Source organism: Bacillus sp. Xin1 (assembly GCF_013314535.1).
GTDB lineage: Bacteria > Bacillota > Bacilli > Bacillales > Bacillaceae_G > Bacillus_A.
Window position 1 is genome coordinate 1 of the sequence record NZ_JABUAE010000009.1, and the last position, 17273, is coordinate 17273.

Sequence of the window (17273 nt, forward strand, 5' to 3'; positions counted from 1 at the left end):
TGGAAGTTCTTTGAAGCTGAAATTCCAGTTGCCTTCTGCATCAGCTTTTACTTCTTGTGTTTTCAACTCTTTATCATTTTGAAGCAATTGAACTGTGATGCTTTCTGGGCGTGTATTAAACTTATTATTGTAGTCGTCCCATACTTTCTTACCACTGATTTCTGTCGCTTCCATATTTTTGTAAGTATTCGTAATTGTTGTGCCTTCTACCTTTGTTTCGTAGTCTTTAACTTTCACTTCACCTACTGTGTACGTGTATTCGTTTCCTTGTTCATCATACTTTGGAAGTTCTTTAAAGCTGAAATTCCAGTTCCCTTCTTGATCAGCTTTCACTTCTTGTGTTTTGAACTCTTGTCCATTTTGAAGCAATTGAACCTTGATGCTTTCTGGGCGTGTATTAAACTTATTATTGTAGTCGTCCCATACTTTCTTACCACTGATTTCTGTTGTTTCCACATTCTTATAAGTGTTTGTAATCGTTGTGCCTTCTACTTTTGTTTCATAGCCGTCTACTTTCACTTCACTTACTGTGTACGTGTACTCGTTTCCTTGTTCATCGTACTTCGGAAGGTCTTTGAAGTTGAAGTTCCAGTTGCCTTCCTTGTCCGCTTTCACTTCTTGTGTTTTGAACTCTTTTCCATTTTGAAGCAATTGAACCTTGATGCTTTCTGGGCGCGTGTTGAACTTGTTGTTGTTGTCATTCCATATCTTTGTTCCTGTAACAGATGTAGTTTTCACCTTATTCGGAATCGGCAATTCCACTCCATTTACATCATTTGATTTCACTTCAAACTCTACTTTTGCCTGAGGATCAAAATCAATATAGTCTGGAGCTGAAACCTCTTGCACATAATATTTACCTGGTGCTAATTTAGGAGTTTCAATTATCCCTTTTTCATTTGTTTTATATTCGCTCCCAACTTGTTCACCAGACTCTTTATATAACTTAAACGAAACATTTGGGATTACTTTTTCTTTATTTCCTTCAATATGTTTAACAATTTTTAGTATTCCTTTTGGAACCTGGTTACCTTCAGCACCACCGCCAGCTGACATATTTTGAGTTTGGGCAGTACCTGAATCAGAAACTAGGTCTTTGTTTAGAACCTGGTAATCAATCGTATAATCATTCTTAAGGAATTCTTGCTTCTTTCCGGCTTCCGTTATAGTAGATGTATATTGAACTGTAAAAGAAGCAAGACGCGCTTTATTCTGATAAAGCACAACTTTAAATGAGTTGTCATCGTTAAAGGTAATCTTTCCATAACCTTGGTTTTCAAAATCTTTTAGCGTTAAATTTCGATTACCCAGATAATCATTAACAGTTATAGAGAAACTATCCTTATTAAGTGTTTGACCTTCTTGTAATTTATCAGTCACAACAATATCACGACTTAACTCTTCTTTATTTAAGTTTATATTCAAGAACCAGCGCACTTCATTTTCATTACCGAGCATGTCTCCAGCTTTATAAAAAAACGGTCCCTTTCCAGGGTCTGTACCACCGCCACCTTTCGGGCCAGTAATTGTTACAGCTTGCTTATCTAAATTTGTACCAAAATTTGTTTCAATCTCTTTCTTTTCATCAGTTCCTACACCAGTAGCTAACACGTTAAAGTCTAAAAAACCTTTAATATTTTCATGCGTATCTACTTTATCATTAAATGTACATACCACAGTACCTTGATTTACTTTACAAGTACCATAATCATCTAACTGAATCGTTCCCTTATATCCATGTAATTCTGGAGGCAGTGTTAATGTTAGTGTGTCTCCAGGCTTCAGCCTAACTCCATCTTTTTCACTGAAGTTTACAGTTACTTTTGTTGATTCCCCGGTCTGTAGATTTGTTTTACCAATCGTAAAATTATCCACAAGTCCTAATGTATTTAACTCTTGTGCATTGGCTATTATAGGCAGCAAACTCTGACCTATAGTAAACATCAAAATCATTATAATCGAAAAAATCGAAGTTATTCTTTTTAAATACATACTTTGTGTGATTCCCTCCTATAAAATTGAATGCATATAAATCCTGGTACAAACATACTATGACAAAGATTCTATTATTCAATGTCATTAAGCTATTTTCCTTAAATATGTTTGATAGCTATTATCATCTTTTTCTCTTTTTTCAACTCTTCTATTACTTAGAGATTTGAAATTTGCTTTTTATATAGGTTCATCTAATTTCTTCGACATGTCTAAACTGTGTTATTTCTAGTCTATATTGTTTAACAAAAATAGATAAAGGAATTCAAATTATAAATACATATGAACAGGTCATAGGACAACTTCAAAGTCAAGAGAAGACAATTCAACAAGCATTCACGATAAAACTCATGACAGTCATTCGTCTTATTATGCCGTAGGGTTCCCGAAATTTCTTCATATCCAGCGCAAACGATTGCTCAATACGCAAAAATTTCATTGCGGATCAGTATGGACGAGCTACTTCACAGCAAATATGCATTTAGCTAATTTTCATAATTATCTTCATAAAGAATAACAAGAAATACAGCGTACAATCGAATTTAGCAAATCAGCCGAAGAAGGTTATGGCTGCGAAACGTGCTAGGATACTCGTATTCTAAAGGGTGTCATTGAAGATATGTCTTCGTTTTCTGTCATCATGAGTCGCAGTAAAATTAGCCATATGTTAAAACGTTTTATGTTTCGTTGCACAACTGAACTACACACCGAAACAATCAGACAAGAAAAACAAGAAACGTTCCAATATAAGCGCTATATGATAAAAAACTCTCCGGACGAAGTATTGTTTGCCTATGAAGATAAAAGTCATATTCTCCAAATCTGAATACAATGGAACGAATTTAGGGGTAAATAAAAAAGAGTTTGATTGGCAACCAATTTCATATGAATCGTGCAGAAATATGAAATCCAGCCTTTTCATTTTTGGAGTCTATAAATGAGTGTCGAGAAAAAGTAATTTGCCTAATGGATCTATGGCTATGTCGAAGAATTAAAATGAACTTATACATACATTTCACTTACTCGCTAAGAAGAGTTAGCTTTTCTAGGGCGACATTACATTTTAATATCGAGAGATTTATATATATAAGTGATGATAATATCAAAATCGAGAGATTTATATCCTTTCATAATTTTTATCAAATCATGAAAACTTTAGTTGGACTATATGTACTATTTTAGACATAAACCCCCCTAGTTTTTTGACTAGGTTGGAAGTTTTCAAGATTACTTACTTTACTAATTGTGTAGATACTTGGTTAGATGAAATGTTAGTTTAGTATTTCGCATAGTTGTAACAATATCATTTACAAAGAACACACCATTTCCTGCTAACATTCCCCCAACTAATACTACATGTACAGCTTTTTGATAATTTTACCCCCGACAACCTATTATTCTAGAATCGTTCCTAAAAATCAATAGTTAATTGATGTTTTTCTATTTTCGTCTCATCACTATAACATATATTTGTCACATATATTTAGATTAGGAAACAGAGAAAAGAGATGGCTTTGCCATCTCTTTTCTCTGTTTCAGCTCCCCCTCATTAAGCCGTACATGAGGGTCTCCCCATACGACTTTCCGGTGTGCTTCTTTGACGTCTGATCAATCTATAGAACGATCAGACATTTTTACATCAACTCTTATATCACTTCTAAACAAAATAAGCATCTTTTCTTTTGGCTATTACATTTTCTCCGGCGCAGATACACCTACTAATGCTAATGCATTTTGAAGTGTGATGCGTACTGCACGCATTAAGTCGTAACGAGCTTTACTTAACTCTAAGTTATCTTGGTTTAATACTTTTTCTGCATTGTAGAAGCTATGAAGCGCTGCTGCTAATTCAAATGCATAGCTTGTAATGCGGTGTGGCAAACGTTTTTGCGCTGCGTCTGCAACTACTGCTGGGAATTCACCAAGTTTTTTCAGTAAGTCCACTTCTTTTTCAGAAGCAACCAGTTTGTAGTTTACATCTCCACCTGCAGTTAATCCAAGCTCTTCGCCTTGACGAAGAATACTGCATACGCGTGCATGAGCGTATTGTGCATAGTATACAGGGTTTTCGTTCGATTTTGATACCGCTAAGTCCATATCAAAGTCTAAGTGAGAGTCACCGCTACGCATTGCAAAGAAGTAACGCATTGCGTCCACGCCTACTTCTTCCATTAGCTCACGAAGTGTAACAGCTTTCCCTGTACGCTTACTCATTTTTACTTTTTCACCGTTTTGGTATAGTTGTACCATTTGGATGATTTCTACTTCTAACGTCTCTTTATCATAACCAAGCGCTTGAATTGCTGCTTTCATACGAGGAATGTAACCGTGATGGTCAGCGCCCCAAATGTTGATTAATTTATCAAATCCGCGCTCTAGTTTATCACGGTGATATGCGATATCTGGCGTTAAGTACGTGTAAGAACCGTCGTTTTTAATTAATACACGGTTTTTATCATCGCCATAAGTCATTGAACGGAACCAAGTTGCGCCCTCTTCTTCAAAGATTTCGTCGCGCTCTTTTAATACTGCAAGAGCTTGATCAATCTTTCCGTTTTTGTATAGTGATGTTTCAGAGAACCAAACATCAAATTTAACACGGAAGCTTTCTAAGTCTTTTTGAAGTTTTGCTAACTCATATTTTAAACCGTACTCACGGTAGAACTCGTAGCTTTCTTTTTCATCAGCTTTTGCATAACGATCGCCAAACTCTTCAGCTAAGCGTTGGCCAATTCCAATGATATCTGCACCATGGTAGCCGTCTTCTGGCATTTCTTTTTCTAGCCCTAATGCTTGCATGTAACGAGCTTCAACAGAAAGCGCTAAGTTATGAATTTGGTTACCAGCGTCATTAATGTAGTATTCACGAGATACATCATATCCCGCTTTTGCTAATACGTTACATAATGTGTCACCTACTGCTGCACCTCGTGCATGTCCTAAGTGAAGGTCGCCTGTTGGGTTTGCAGATACGAACTCAACTTGTACTTTTTCACCTTTACCAGTGTTTGTTTCACCATAAGCCTCACCAGCTTTAACAATTGCCGGTATTAAATCTGTTAAGTAGCTGTTATCCATATAGAAGTTAATAAAACCAGGACCAGCAATTTCAATTTTTTCGATAGAAGCTTTCGCTTTATCAAAGTTTGCAATTAATTCTTCTGCAATCATACGAGGTGCTTTTTTCGCAACGCGCGCAAGTTGCATCGCCATGTTTGTAGAGAAGTCACCATGTGTTTTATCTTTCGGAGATTCTAATACAACGTTTGGAATTTGTTCTTCTGTTGCTAAATCAGCTTTTACTACCGCAGCTTTAATTTCGTCTTTAATCAATTCTTTTACTTGTTCTAAAGAGTTCATTATTTTGCCTCCTTCAAATTAATCGTAATTGTATATCGGCCAGCCTCTTGTTCACTTAGAAGCAGTGCGTACGTTAAAAAGAGTTGTCCTTTTTTCTTCTCGTCCGACCATTTAAAAAGAACATTATCGGTTTTCGTTTGCAATGCAAACGTACCAAGCTCACTCGTATACGTACCAGTTGTCCATTCACCTTTCACATGCGTCTGACGCATAGAAACAGCACCTGAACGCATAATGAGAACTTGTTCACCTTGAATTTTGATAATTGTCTTCACTTCGCCTTGTTCGTTCGGCTCTTGAAATGTTACATATGTACTTTGACCTTTTACATAGTATTGACCATTTGCTTCAAAAGCAACGGTCTCCTTTCGTGCCCCTTCACGGATTTCTGTTACGAAATGAACGTGCATTGGCAAGCCTGCAAGTTGTTTCTCCACGTCTTGCACACCTTTCAACATGTTATAGATATTAAATAAACTTTATAATAAATCACTTTTCCTATCATATCAAAAAAAGCCTCTGTCTGTCTGCTGAAAAATCAGGAAAACCCTGTTTCGAAAAAACAATTTATAAAGATCTATCTCCTATGATAAAATATCTTTTAAATCTAAATTTTCTTTCATTAAAAGGGGATGTTGCAAATGATACCACCAAAATTAAAAAGGGGAGATGAGATCCGAGTTATTTCGCCGTCTTCTAGTTTAAGTATTGTTTCAGATTACAATCGAGATCTTGCTATACAACGACTAACAGATCTAGGATTTCATGTTACCTTTTCAAAAAATGCGGAAGAAATCGATCGTTTTGCTTCTTCCTCTGTTACTTCTCGTATTCATGATCTTCATGAAGCTTTCGCTGATCCAAGCGTAAAAGCAATCTTAACAACACTTGGAGGATATAATTCCAATGGGCTACTAAACCATATAAATTATGACTTAATTGGCAGCAATCCAAAAATTTTATGTGGTTATTCTGATATTACAGCTCTAGGCAATGCAATTTATGCAAAGACTGGGCTTATTACATATTCGGGTCCTCACTTTTCTTCTTTTGGAATGGAAAAAGGGCTTGATTATACGATAGATTACTTTTTAAAATGCATGACTTCTGAAGAGCCGATAGAAATACAACCTGCTGAAACGTGGAGTGATGACTCTTGGTATATGGATCAAGAAAATCGAACTTTCTTTCAAAATGAAGGGTATATTTCCTTACATGAAGGTGAAGCAGTTGGCGAAATTGTTGGCGGTAATATGAGTACCTTTAATTTACTACAAGGCACAACATATATGCCGAGCTTACGAGATAAAATATTATTTTTAGAGGAAGATGCTTTAACGGGAAACGCAACTGTACAGACATTCGATCGTTACTTACACTCCCTTATGCAACAACCTGAATTTGAATATGTAAAAGGTATTGTCATTGGAAAACTGCAAAAAGCGTCTGAAGCTGTTATAGAAGATATACAAGAAATGATTTACTCAAAACAAGAGCTTTCCCACATTCCTGTCATTTCAAATGCTAACTTTGGCCATACGACACCAATATTCACTTTCCCTATCGGTGGGCGTGTACAAATTACGTCGAACAAAACAAAAACATCCATCACACTTTTAACGCATTAAAAAAGGAGCGAATCATTTAATTCGCTCCTTTTACCCTTTTTGTAATTGTTGTAATGCCTTTTCAGGAATCGCCTCTTTTGGAATTTCAGCAAAGCTTTTTCCTTGCATACCTTTAGCATAAATCTTAACAAAAACACCTGACGGAAGTTGGCGGTTCACCATTTTTTTGATTACTTGTTTCTTTCCATCTTCTGTGTAGCCCTTTAATGTATATAAATATTCGTCATCTTTTTTCTCACCTTTATTTATAACCGCGTAATAATCTTGTATTTCTTTATTTGAAAAGAAGTTATCGACAAATGCCCCTACACCTTCTGTTTTTGATTGTAAATAATATGCCGTTCCACCTAAAAGAATGGCAAAAACGACTAAAACTCTCATTACCAATTTCATATATGTGCCTCCTGCTTGTATATCTTTCTTACCATTCCTATACTCATATTTGTATTATACGGAAAAGGACATACTATACTCTATCGAAACGCCTTACACTTTCCTTACAATCGTGTAAGAAAAATTGTTTGTAGTATTTTCCGAATAAAAAAATTTTCCGTTTAAGCAATTTTTGTATTATTATTGAATAATACAAATTTTTATAACAAATATCAAAAAGGAGACAGTTATCAAATGGCTATCTTGCAAGGTTTAGCACTACTACTTGTTGTACTTTTTCTTTTCACACTGTTTAGCTACCGTGCTCCTTACGGAATGAAAGCAATGGGTGCCTTGGCCAACGCTGCAATCGCAAGTTTTCTTATTGAAGCATTTCATCGTTATATTGGTGGAGAAATGTTTCATAATGACTTTCTGCAATCGGTTGGGCAAGCCTCTGGTGGCATGAGCGGTGTCGCAGCTGCAATTTTAGTGGCACTCGCAATAGGTGTATCTCCTGTATATGCTGTTTTAATTGGGATTGCCACAAGTGGATTCGGTATTTTACCAGGATTTTTTGCTGGCTATGTTTGCGCATTTGTCGTGAAATTTCTCGAAAAGAAATTACCTGCTGGCGTAGAATTTTTAGCAATCTTGTTCATCGCTGCCCCTCTTTCACGCGGAATGGCTATGCTTATGGATCCAGTTGTAAATGCAACACTTGGAAAAATCGGTTCTATTATTTCAATTGCGACTACAGAAAGCCCGGTTATTATGGGGATTATGCTTGGCGGTCTCATCACAGTTATCTCTACATCACCATTAAGCTCCATGGCTCTAACTGCTATGCTTGGTTTAACGGGCTTACCAATGGCCATTGGTAGTCTCGCAGTAGCAGCCTCTGCTCCAATGAATTTTATTTTCTTTAAGCGTTTAAAGATTTGTTCAAAGAAAGATACAATTGCTGTAGCAATTGAACCATTAACACAAGCTGACATTGTCGCAGCAAATCCAATTCCAATCTATGCGACAAACTTTGTCGGCGGTGCACTTGCCGGCATTATTACATCCTTATTCCAACTTGTGAATAACGCACCTGGTACAGCATCACCAATTCCAGGGATTCTTGTTCTATTCGGATTCAACGATGTAATAAAGGTAACAATTGCAGCTATATTATGTGGAATTGTTACCACAATTATTGGTTATATCGGAACAATTATTTTCCGTAAGTACCCAATTCGTACCGCTGATGAAATTCGCGGAATCACTTCGAAAGAAAAAGTTGCATAAGAAAAAGGAGCGAGTTCCATGAATGGAACTCGCTCCTTTTTCTTTTTATCCAGCTGCAACGGCTAGAATGCTCGGTGGCTTCACTTTTTCCTGCGAGGCAAAAATTTCCTCTACGTCTGAAGCTCCATCCCCCTCCCATTTTGAACGAGCCGTTTCCGCTTTTATTTTACCCAACCAAGAAGCATTTCCCGCACGAATTTGCTTGCTGCGATTGGTGTTTGGTCACTATGATCGTATACTGGAGCTACTTCTACTAAGTCTGCTCCAACTACTTTTATATTTGAATTTGCAATTGCTACGATGGAATCTAATAGTTCTTTAGATGTGATACCACCAGCTTCTAATGTCCCTGTTCCAGGAGCATGTGCTGGATCTAATACGTCGATATCAATTGTGACATAGACTGGGCGTCCTGCAAGCTTTGGCAATACTTCTTTTAACGGTTCTAATACGTCAAATTTGTATAGGTTCATGCCCACTTCTTTTGCCCATTCGAATTCTTCTTTCATTCCAGAACGAATTCCGAAAGAATATACGTTTTCCGGACCAATTAAATCGCACACTTTACGAATCGGTGTAGAGTGAGATAACGGCTCCCCTTCATACGACTCACGTAAATCAGTATGAGCATCCATATGAATAATTGCTAAATCCGAATATTTTTTTGCCATTGCCTTAAAAATTGGCCAAGACACTAGGTGCTCACCGCCGAGACCTAATGGAAACTTACCAGCATCTAATAGTTTTGCTACATATTCTTCAATCATGTCTATGCTGCGCTGTGGGTTTCCGAATGGTAACGGAATATCACCAGCATCAAAATATTTCACTTCTTCTAGTTCACGATCTAAATATGGACTATATTCTTCTAGTCCAAGTGATACTTCACGAATACGTGCAGGGCCAAAACGGGAACCTGGACGGTAGCTTACTGTCCAATCCATTGGCATTCCGTAAATAACAGCCTCTGACTCTTCAAAACTTGGATGACTTTTAATAAATACTTTACCTGAATAAGCTTCATCAAAACGCATATTCTTTTCCTCCTTATGTGGAACTTAAGGTATCCCAACCTTTCATTATTTCTCAAATTTGGAGCACTATACTCCTCTTTCTCGATTTACCTCAATCTTCTTTTAACGATAAGAAGATTATTTCATTTATAGTAGCGAAAGCAGCTAGCATGTCCGTTCTATCGTACACCTTGAATGAGCCACTTCCGCTTTTCTTTCGTCTAGCTACAGCGGCTAGAATGCTCGGTGGCTTCGCTTCCGCTTTTCTATTTAATTAAATCTCCAACAAACTTTGGTAATACGAATGCTGCTTTGTGCAGTTCTTTTGTGTAATATTTCGTTTCAATTTCGTGGAAACGCTCTTCGCTTACTTTTAATGGATCGTGTTCTTTAGATCCAATTGTGAATGTCCACATTCCACTTGGGTATGTTGGGATATTCGCTGTGTATAGACGTGTAATTGGGAAGATTTCTTTTACGTCTTTAAACACAGTTGAAATTAATTCTGGTGTAAACCAAGGGTTGTCCGTTTGCGCAACGAAGATACCGTCTGCTTTTAACGCTTTTGAGATTCCCGCGTAGAATCCTTTTGTAAATAAGTTTACTGCTGGACCTACTGGCTCCGTAGAGTCAACCATGATTACATCATATTCATTTTCACTTTCTGCGATGTGTAGGAAACCGTCTCCTACTTTTACTTCAACGCGCTCGTTATCTAATGCACCTGCAATTGATGGTAAGTACTGTTTAGAGTACTCAATTACTTTACCGTCGATTTCAACAAGTGTTGCTTTCTTTACGCTTGGGTGCTTTAATACTTCACGGATTACACCACCGTCACCACCGCCAACAACTAATACGTTCTCAGGGTTTGGATGTGTAAATAAAGGTACGTGTGCTACCATTTCATGATACACGAACTCGTCCTTCTCTGTTGTCATAACCATGCCATCTAAAATAAGCATGTTTCCGAATTCTTCAGTTTCAACCATATCAAGCTTTTGAAATTCTGTTTGCTCCGTATGTAATGTGCGGTTAATACGCGCCGTAATTCCAAAATGTTTTGTTTGTTTTTCAGTGAACCATAGTTCCATCGTACAATCACGCCTTTCGCTGCAAATTTATAATAGGGACATCATTAATGTCCCCTAACAAAAATAAAACAAAACATACAAAATGTATAGTTAAAAGTACAAAAATACCGAAAATATATTTTAATTAAAGTATTTTTATTCACATATTACTTAAACACTATATTTAACAATAAAGAAAACCCTTTCTTATAACAGGGTTCATCAAGCCGTGGAGAAAGGAAAATGCTATAAGATTATAAAAAGAAACATGGTGATTTGATGAGGGTTTTTCGTATAAAGTGATGAATGAAATTTTATCGGCGATTCGACAAAGGATATCGACTAACCAACAAAAAACGACAAAAAACAGGAGCCCCTAGCTCCTGTTTCCCAACAAGCTGGTTATGAAAGGGTTTCTGCTTCTAATTTAGAACCTTCTCGAACAGGAATTAAAATCATGATACAACCAACTAGTACAACGATTCCCCCAACTAAAAATGGACTTTGTGGTGAAATTGTATGGCCAATAATTCCTGATAAAATTGGTGCAATCGCCCCACCAAGCCAACGGACGAAATTGTATACACCAGACGTAATAGATCTTTCATAAGGTGAAATATCCATGACATAGCTTGTATACAGAGCGTTATTTAATCCAGATGTTAATCCAGATAAAACGATAAGAACGATTTGCAACCACATCACTTTAACAAAGAATAACGCAATTAACAGAATCGCGAATACAAATAAACTAAATCTTAACAATGCTTTTTGTTCATATTTCCCTTCTAACTTGTGTGCTAATATTGCAGACCCATATGCTAGCGCAAGTCCCCAGCCGCAAAATACGAAACCGAGTTGAATTGCAGATAGATGCATAATGAGTGGTGAATATGCTAATACAACGAAAAATCCATAATAATATAACATGCCTGAAATTGCACCTTGCATAAATGGTTTATATTTAATTAGGTTAAGTAATTCACCTACTCCAGCGGCTTTACGCTGCACTTTACGCTCCGGTTCTTTTACAAAAAAGAAAACAAGAATAAATGCTAATAAAATTAAAAGACTTGTCGCAAAAAACGGGTATCGCCAAGAATATCCGCCAAGTAATCCACCTAATAATGGACCACCTGCCATCCCTAAACCAATCGCAGCTTCGTATAAACCAACTGCTTCATGTACTTCTTTACTTAAAGCAATTAATAATGTCATCGCTGTTGCGAAAAACATCGCATTTCCTAGCCCCCAGCCAGCGCGGAAAAGAGATAACTGTGCAATCGTTTGTGATATACCGCATATAAAAGCAAATACAGTTACAATCGATAAACCAATTGTCATCATTCTCTTATCGCCAAATCGTGCTGCAAATAAACCAGCAGGCAACATCATAATTGCCATCGTTAAAATATATGCTGTAAATAACATTTCCACTTGCCAATGTGTGGCACCAATTTTCTCAGCAATAATCGGCAAAATAGGATCGACTACTCCGATGCCTGAAAAGGCAAGGAAAGTAGCCGGTACTGTAATCAATCTTCCCAATTTTTGTTTGCTCTCCATTTTTATTACTCTCCTTTTGTTTCCTCCAAGAATCTAGTTGCGCGCTCTAAACTAGTCTCTAATTCTGATTTCACGCGCTCTATTTGTTTCATTTTTGTATCAAGAGTTTGTACTTGGTTCTCAAGCATATCCTTAATTTCTTGAATCACTGCACGATCACGTGGATTTTCGCTATTTCTTCTTTGCTCCATGCGCTCTTTTAATGATAAGAAATGATGCATTTCTTGAAGTGTAATTCCTAATACTTCTTTTGCTTCTACAATCCTCTTAATACGTGTAATATCTTCATCTGTATAAAGACGAATATTTCCTTCACTACGCTCCGGCGGATGAATCAGGCCAATTTCCTCATAATAACGAAGTGTACGCTTTGTTAATCCAACTTGCTTTGTTACTTCATCAATCTTATACATGTATATTCCTCCTTCTATCACATCATTACATTTTACGTTAACGTTAACTTTTGTGCAACTATTATACTTTTGTAAATGTTTGGCATATGAATTGTATTTTTTTCACCGTAGTTTCATAATGAAAGAAATGAACTCACAAGGAGATTTTCAGATGAAAAAACCACTTATTTTTGCCCATCGCGGAGTGAAAGGCACACATCCAGAAAATACAATGATCGCTTTCCAAGAAGCAGAGCGCGTTGGTGCTCACGGCATTGAACTTGACGTTCACCTTGCGAAAGATGGTGAGCTTGTTGTAATTCACGATGAGACTGTTGACCGTACGACAAATGGGATTGGACTTGTTTCTGAGAAAACAGTAGCGGAATTACAATCGCTTGATGCAGGAAGCCATAAAGACCCCTCTTTTCACCAAGCAAAAATCCCAACCTTACGAGAAGTTCTCATTTGGTTATCTACGACAAATTTACAACTTAATATTGAATTAAAAACAGACGTAATCCACTATCCAGGTATCGAAGAGAAAGTTGTTGATCTTGTTCGGGAATATCACCTTTTAAACCAAATTATATTCTCATCGTTTAACCATGATTCTGTTTCTTTGCTTGCAGAACTTGCTCCTGGAATCCCGAGAGCTATCTTATATGATGAACCAATTGCTGATCCAATTGCTGAAGCAAAGAAAAGAGAAGCGACCGGATTACACCCTAATTTTCAGCTATTAACAAAAGAATTTGTCCAAACTGCACAGCAACAAGGATATGTATTCCGACCCTATACAATCAATGAATATAAAGATTTACAAACTATGATTGATTACAGCGTAGATGTTATTATTACAGATTGGCCGATGCGTGCTTTTGAGCTCCTTTCTTAAATAAGGGAGCTCTTTTTTGTTTTGTGTTTAAAATACGAAAAAACCCTCAATACTATTAAAGTGAAACTTTAATCAGTGAGGGGTTCCTCATCTCCCACTGATTATTAGCCTTCACCAATCGGGCTTTTACGGGAAATTTATCCCTCCACCTCACTTCTTTTCCTTTGCTAAGGTTTGAGGTAGGGGATTACTGCCCTCGAATAGCGGGATAAAAGTATATGATGAGGGGATGAAAAAGATGGATCAAACTATAAATCCAAAACTTAAAAAATATAAACGTCTTTTCTTCACCGCACTTTTTTCATGCGTTCTTTTTTTCGTTTTTTCTTTTTTTATTATCATTATTGTTGCAAAGATTATGGGACCACCTCCCATTGCTGTTCCACAAACAAGCACCTTTTATGCGAATGATGATACTGTAATGGGACAAAGTAATGGAATGCAAAAGCGCTATAACGTGTCCCTCGACCAAATTTCTCCTTATGTAAGAGAAGCGACGCTTTCTATTGAAGACCAACGATTTTATAATCATCATGGTTTTGATATGAAACGAATTGCTGGCGCAATCGTTGCAGATATAAAAGCAATGGCAAAGGTTCAAGGTGCTAGCACGATTACGCAGCAGTATGCCCGTAATCTATATTTAGATCATGATAAAACTTGGAAAAGAAAAGCGTTAGAAGCACTCTATACGATTCGCCTTGAGGTCAATTACAATAAGAATCATATTTTAGAAGGATATTTAAATACAATTTATTATGGGCACGGCGCTTATGGTATTGAAGCTGCTTCTCGTCTTTACTTTAATAAATCAGCTAGTGACTTAACATTAGCAGAGGCAAGTATGTTAGCTGGCATTCCAAAAGGTCCTAGCGTATACTCTCCCCATGTAAAAGAAGAACGGGCAAAAACAAGGCAGTCTATTATTTTAGATGAAATGGTAGAACAAGGATATATTACAAAAAATCAAGCAAATTCTGCGAAACAAGAAAAGCTTGCGTTTGCTTCGTTAGAAACAAAAAAGGTCACAGAAATTGCACCTTATTTTCAGGACGCTGTACAATCATCTCTCCTCCATGACATTGGACTCGATGAGCAAACTTTGCAGCGTGGTGGACTCCGTATCTATACAACACTAGACCCAAAACTACAAACAATAGCTGAGCAAGCTGTAAAAGATACGATTCCAGAAACAACTAGTATACAAACGGCTCTTGTCTCAATGAATCCAAAAACAGGGGAAGTAGCAGCTCTTGTTGGTGGAAAAGATTATAAAGAGAGTCAATTTAACAGAGCGATTCAAGCGGCTCGCCAACCAGGGTCCACCTTTAAGCCGTTTTTATATTACGCGGCACTCGAAAAAGGATTTACACCAGCGACTCGCTTAAAAAGTGAATATACGGTATTTACGTTAGGTGATGGTGTTTCTAAATATAAACCGAAAAATTATAAAGATTATTATGCCGATGACTTTGTAACGATGGCGCAAGCTCTTGCAGTATCAGATAACGTATATGCTGTGAAAACACATTTATTTTTAGGCGAAGATTCTCTTACTAAAACTGCGAAACAATTCGGTATTACAAGTTCATTAAAAGACGTACCGTCCCTTGCCCTTGGTACTTCTCCTGTCAAACCAATTGAAATGGTGGGCGCATACAGCATGTTTGCAAATGGAGGAAAGCAAGTAAAGCCAACCTTTATCCGTCGCGTTGTCGATAACGAAGGAAACATTTTATATGATGCACATTTAGAAAGTAAACAAATTCTCGATAAAAACAATACGTTTGTAATGGAAGAGATGATGACAGGAATGTTCAATGACAAGCTAAGTGGTTATGCATCTGTTACAGGACATACCCTTCTTCCAAAACTATCGCGTACGTATGCAGGGAAGTCTGGCTCCACAGAAACGGATAGCTGGATGATTGGCTTCACGCCGCAAATTGTAACTGGTGTTTGGGTAGGATACGACAGGCCTAAATCTATTTCCAATCCAGCTGAACAAGGCTACGCCAAAAAGATTTGGGCCATTGCGATGGAAAAGGGACTAGAAGGTCAGCCTAAAAAGGATTTCAAACAACCAAGTGACGTTGTTGCTGTAAATATCAATCCCGAAAATGGGAAAATCGCAACGAAAAGCTGTCCTGTCTCTGTAAAAATGTATTTTACAAAAGGAACAGAACCGACCGAATACTGCATAGATCATGTGGATGACAAGGAAGAATTCGAGAAGGCTAGCAAAGAAAAGAAAAAAGAAGGCTGGTGGAAAAGGTATTTTCCATGGTAATCCCAATATATTGACCTTTTCACATCACATATCAGTACTTGCCATATAATAGCAAAGGCTACCAGAAGTTCTCCTGGTAGCCTTAAATTTATTCTCCTAATAATGCTTGACGCAATTCTTCACTAGACTCATTCCAAATTGCTTCATTATGCTCTTTTAAGAATGTGCCAAGCACCTTCTTAGATGGCTCATCCATATGGTCAACCATGATGTGACGTTTTAATGATTTATCCATCTTATTTACGTGCTCTGGAAGTGATTTATAACCACGGCGAATTTCACGGTCAACTGTCATTTCACAAGCTGTTACACCTGCATAATAAGCACCTTTTGCTGTTCTCTCAATCGTTACCCATACGAGCCAATACGGCTTTCCATTTGGAACTTCGTCTTTATTCGTTAAAAATTTAATTCCCTTTTCAACAGTACTACGTGCATGCATCGCCCCGATATCAACGAATGCAGTTTGCTCAATTACGTCTACGAAAACAGGTGAAATATTTTCTAAACTTAGTGCTCCAACACCAAAACCACCATGTCCATCTGTTGAATCGTTTTTCACAATATTAAAACCGATTTTTTTCTTTTTCTCTGTCATATGTAAACTCCTCCTCACTCATGTATTACATTAATCCAAATATAGGTGCAATAACGCTTTGCAAAATACCTAATACATACGGAATAACCACCTGGAAGATTGGTTGAATTGTATAACGATCCAGCGGTGTAATAACAAGAATCAATAAAGCGATCGCTCCATATTTCTCATACTGCGTCATTTTCGCACGAACATTTGCTGGTGCTAAATCTTCAATTACACGATATCCATCAAGTGGTGGAATCGGTAATAGGTTGAACACAAATAAAACAATATTAAGAGTAATAAAAATTTGAAAGAATTGAATTAGCGTATCTGCTACTGCAAATGGAACTGCATTTAATACACCAAATGTATCTAAACTATATAAAATAATTAACCCAATCGCACTCAAAATGAGGTTACTAATTGGCCCTGCAATCGAAACAAGTACACCAGCAAGACGTGGCTTTTTAAAATTATACGGGTTAACAGGAACTGGGCGCGCCCAACCAAATCCAATGATTAATATAGCAATCATCCCTATCGGATCTAAATGGGACATTGGCGATAACGTTAAACGCCCCTGCCTTTTCGCGGTATCGTCTCCAAACTTATATGCAACATATGCATGTGCAAATTCATGCACAGACAATGCAATAACAATAGCCATTGCGACCAACGGTATTTGGTGCAGTGGATATACAAAAAAGTTCTCCATACTCCATCTCCTCTTCGTTATGTCGAAAAAAATATTTTTTTCGATTGTTCTTCTTCATAATCCGTTATAATAAGATTGTAACTTACATAAAAGGAGCG

At 37.1% G+C, this 17273-nt stretch carries 14 protein-coding genes; 4 read left to right on the forward strand and 10 right to left on the reverse strand.

Features of this window, described 5'->3' with window-relative positions; genetic code table 11:
- The 3 genes from HRG09_RS10860 to HRG09_RS10870 form a co-directional block, all read right to left on the reverse strand.
- Positions 1–1992 (reverse strand): Cna B-type domain-containing protein (locus tag HRG09_RS10860; RefSeq protein ID WP_174100825.1); only part of this gene is annotated, 1992 nt, incomplete at its 3' end.
- 1689 nt (positions 1993–3681) lie between these two features.
- A complete protein-coding gene (argS, locus tag HRG09_RS10865) occupies positions 3682–5352 on the reverse strand; it encodes an arginine--tRNA ligase (RefSeq protein ID WP_174100826.1) in 1671 nt (556 codons plus the stop codon).
- Entirely contained in the window at positions 5352–5789 is a 438-nt protein-coding gene (locus HRG09_RS10870) for a YwiB family protein (protein WP_174100827.1), read from the reverse strand. The genes argS and HRG09_RS10870 overlap by 1 nt, the downstream gene beginning before the upstream one ends.
- Before the next feature lie 204 nt (positions 5790–5993).
- Here HRG09_RS10870 and HRG09_RS10875 point away from each other — a divergent pair, with 204 nt between their 5' ends.
- Positions 5994–6980 (forward strand): S66 family peptidase, encoded by a 987-nt coding sequence (locus HRG09_RS10875; protein ID WP_174100828.1) that lies wholly within the window; start codon positions 5994–5996, stop codon positions 6978–6980.
- A gap of 30 nt (positions 6981–7010) precedes the next feature.
- On the opposite strand, the gene HRG09_RS10880 is transcribed toward HRG09_RS10875, so the two are convergent.
- A complete protein-coding gene (locus HRG09_RS10880) occupies positions 7011–7373 on the reverse strand; it encodes a YxeA family protein (protein WP_174100829.1) in 363 nt (120 codons plus the stop codon).
- 234 nt (positions 7374–7607) lie between these two features.
- Here HRG09_RS10880 and HRG09_RS10885 point away from each other — a divergent pair, with 234 nt between their 5' ends.
- Positions 7608–8645 carry a PTS sugar transporter subunit IIC gene (locus tag HRG09_RS10885; RefSeq protein ID WP_174100830.1) on the forward strand — a complete coding sequence of 346 codons (1038 nt, stop codon included), beginning with the start codon at positions 7608–7610 and terminating at the stop codon, positions 8643–8645.
- A gap of 161 nt (positions 8646–8806) precedes the next feature.
- Here HRG09_RS10885 and speB read toward each other — a convergent pair whose 3' ends face one another.
- The 4 genes from speB to HRG09_RS10905 form a co-directional block, all read right to left on the reverse strand.
- Positions 8807–9679 carry an agmatinase gene (gene speB / locus HRG09_RS10890; RefSeq protein ID WP_174100831.1) on the reverse strand — a complete coding sequence of 291 codons (873 nt, stop codon included), beginning with the start codon at positions 9677–9679 and terminating at the stop codon, positions 8807–8809.
- Positions 9680–9924: 245 nt separating this feature from the next.
- Positions 9925–10752: a polyamine aminopropyltransferase gene (speE, locus tag HRG09_RS10895; protein WP_174100832.1), complete on the reverse strand. Its 828-nt coding sequence runs from the start codon at positions 10750–10752 to the stop codon at positions 9925–9927.
- A 381-nt stretch (positions 10753–11133) separates the two neighbouring features.
- Positions 11134–12297 (reverse strand): MFS transporter, encoded by a 1164-nt coding sequence (locus HRG09_RS10900; protein ID WP_174100833.1) that lies wholly within the window; start codon positions 12295–12297, stop codon positions 11134–11136.
- A 5-nt stretch (positions 12298–12302) separates the two neighbouring features.
- On the reverse strand, positions 12303–12710 hold the full coding sequence (locus HRG09_RS10905) for a MerR family transcriptional regulator (RefSeq protein ID WP_174100834.1): 408 nt from the start codon (positions 12708–12710) through the stop codon (positions 12303–12305).
- 151 nt (positions 12711–12861) lie between these two features.
- Between HRG09_RS10905 and HRG09_RS10910 the strand changes: the two genes are divergently transcribed.
- Positions 12862–13587, forward strand: coding sequence for a glycerophosphodiester phosphodiesterase (locus tag HRG09_RS10910; RefSeq protein ID WP_174100835.1), 726 nt, complete (start codon positions 12862–12864; stop codon positions 13585–13587).
- A gap of 238 nt (positions 13588–13825) precedes the next feature.
- A complete protein-coding gene (locus tag HRG09_RS10915; protein WP_174100836.1) occupies positions 13826–15877 on the forward strand; it encodes a transglycosylase domain-containing protein in 2052 nt (683 codons plus the stop codon).
- Positions 15878–15965: 88 nt separating this feature from the next.
- On the opposite strand, the gene HRG09_RS10920 is transcribed toward HRG09_RS10915, so the two are convergent.
- The gene (locus HRG09_RS10920) at positions 15966–16475 is read right to left on the reverse strand and encodes a YwhD family protein (RefSeq protein WP_174100837.1); all 510 of its coding nucleotides are present in this window, start codon (positions 16473–16475) and stop codon (positions 15966–15968) included.
- Positions 16476–16500: 25 nt separating this feature from the next.
- Positions 16501–17175 (reverse strand): site-2 protease family protein, encoded by a 675-nt coding sequence (locus tag HRG09_RS10925; protein ID WP_174100838.1) that lies wholly within the window; start codon positions 17173–17175, stop codon positions 16501–16503.
- Between the last annotated feature and the right edge of the window lie 98 nt (positions 17176–17273).

Bases quoted from the DNA above. Each gene is read 5' to 3' on its own strand.
- HRG09_RS10885 (WP_174100830.1), top strand. From the start codon at position 7,608: ATGGCTATCTTGCAAGGTTTAGCACTACTACTTGTTGTACTTTTTCTT.
- HRG09_RS10925 (WP_174100838.1), bottom strand. From the start codon at position 17,175: ATGGAGAACTTTTTTGTATATCCACTGCACCAAATACCGTTGGTCGCA.
- speE (WP_174100832.1), bottom strand. From the start codon at position 10,752: ATGGAACTATGGTTCACTGAAAAACAAACAAAACATTTTGGAATTACG.
- HRG09_RS10920 (WP_174100837.1), bottom strand. From the start codon at position 16,475: ATGACAGAGAAAAAGAAAAAAATCGGTTTTAATATTGTGAAAAACGAT.
- HRG09_RS10900 (WP_174100833.1), bottom strand. From the start codon at position 12,297: ATGGAGAGCAAACAAAAATTGGGAAGATTGATTACAGTACCGGCTACT.
- argS (WP_174100826.1), bottom strand. From the start codon at position 5,352: ATGAACTCTTTAGAACAAGTAAAAGAATTGATTAAAGACGAAATTAAA.
- HRG09_RS10875 (WP_174100828.1), top strand. From the start codon at position 5,994: ATGATACCACCAAAATTAAAAAGGGGAGATGAGATCCGAGTTATTTCG.
- HRG09_RS10910 (WP_174100835.1), top strand. From the start codon at position 12,862: ATGAAAAAACCACTTATTTTTGCCCATCGCGGAGTGAAAGGCACACAT.
- speB (WP_174100831.1), bottom strand. From the start codon at position 9,679: ATGCGTTTTGATGAAGCTTATTCAGGTAAAGTATTTATTAAAAGTCAT.
- HRG09_RS10905 (WP_174100834.1), bottom strand. From the start codon at position 12,710: ATGTATAAGATTGATGAAGTAACAAAGCAAGTTGGATTAACAAAGCGT.
- HRG09_RS10880 (WP_174100829.1), bottom strand. From the start codon at position 7,373: ATGAAATTGGTAATGAGAGTTTTAGTCGTTTTTGCCATTCTTTTAGGT.
- HRG09_RS10915 (WP_174100836.1), top strand. From the start codon at position 13,826: ATGGATCAAACTATAAATCCAAAACTTAAAAAATATAAACGTCTTTTC.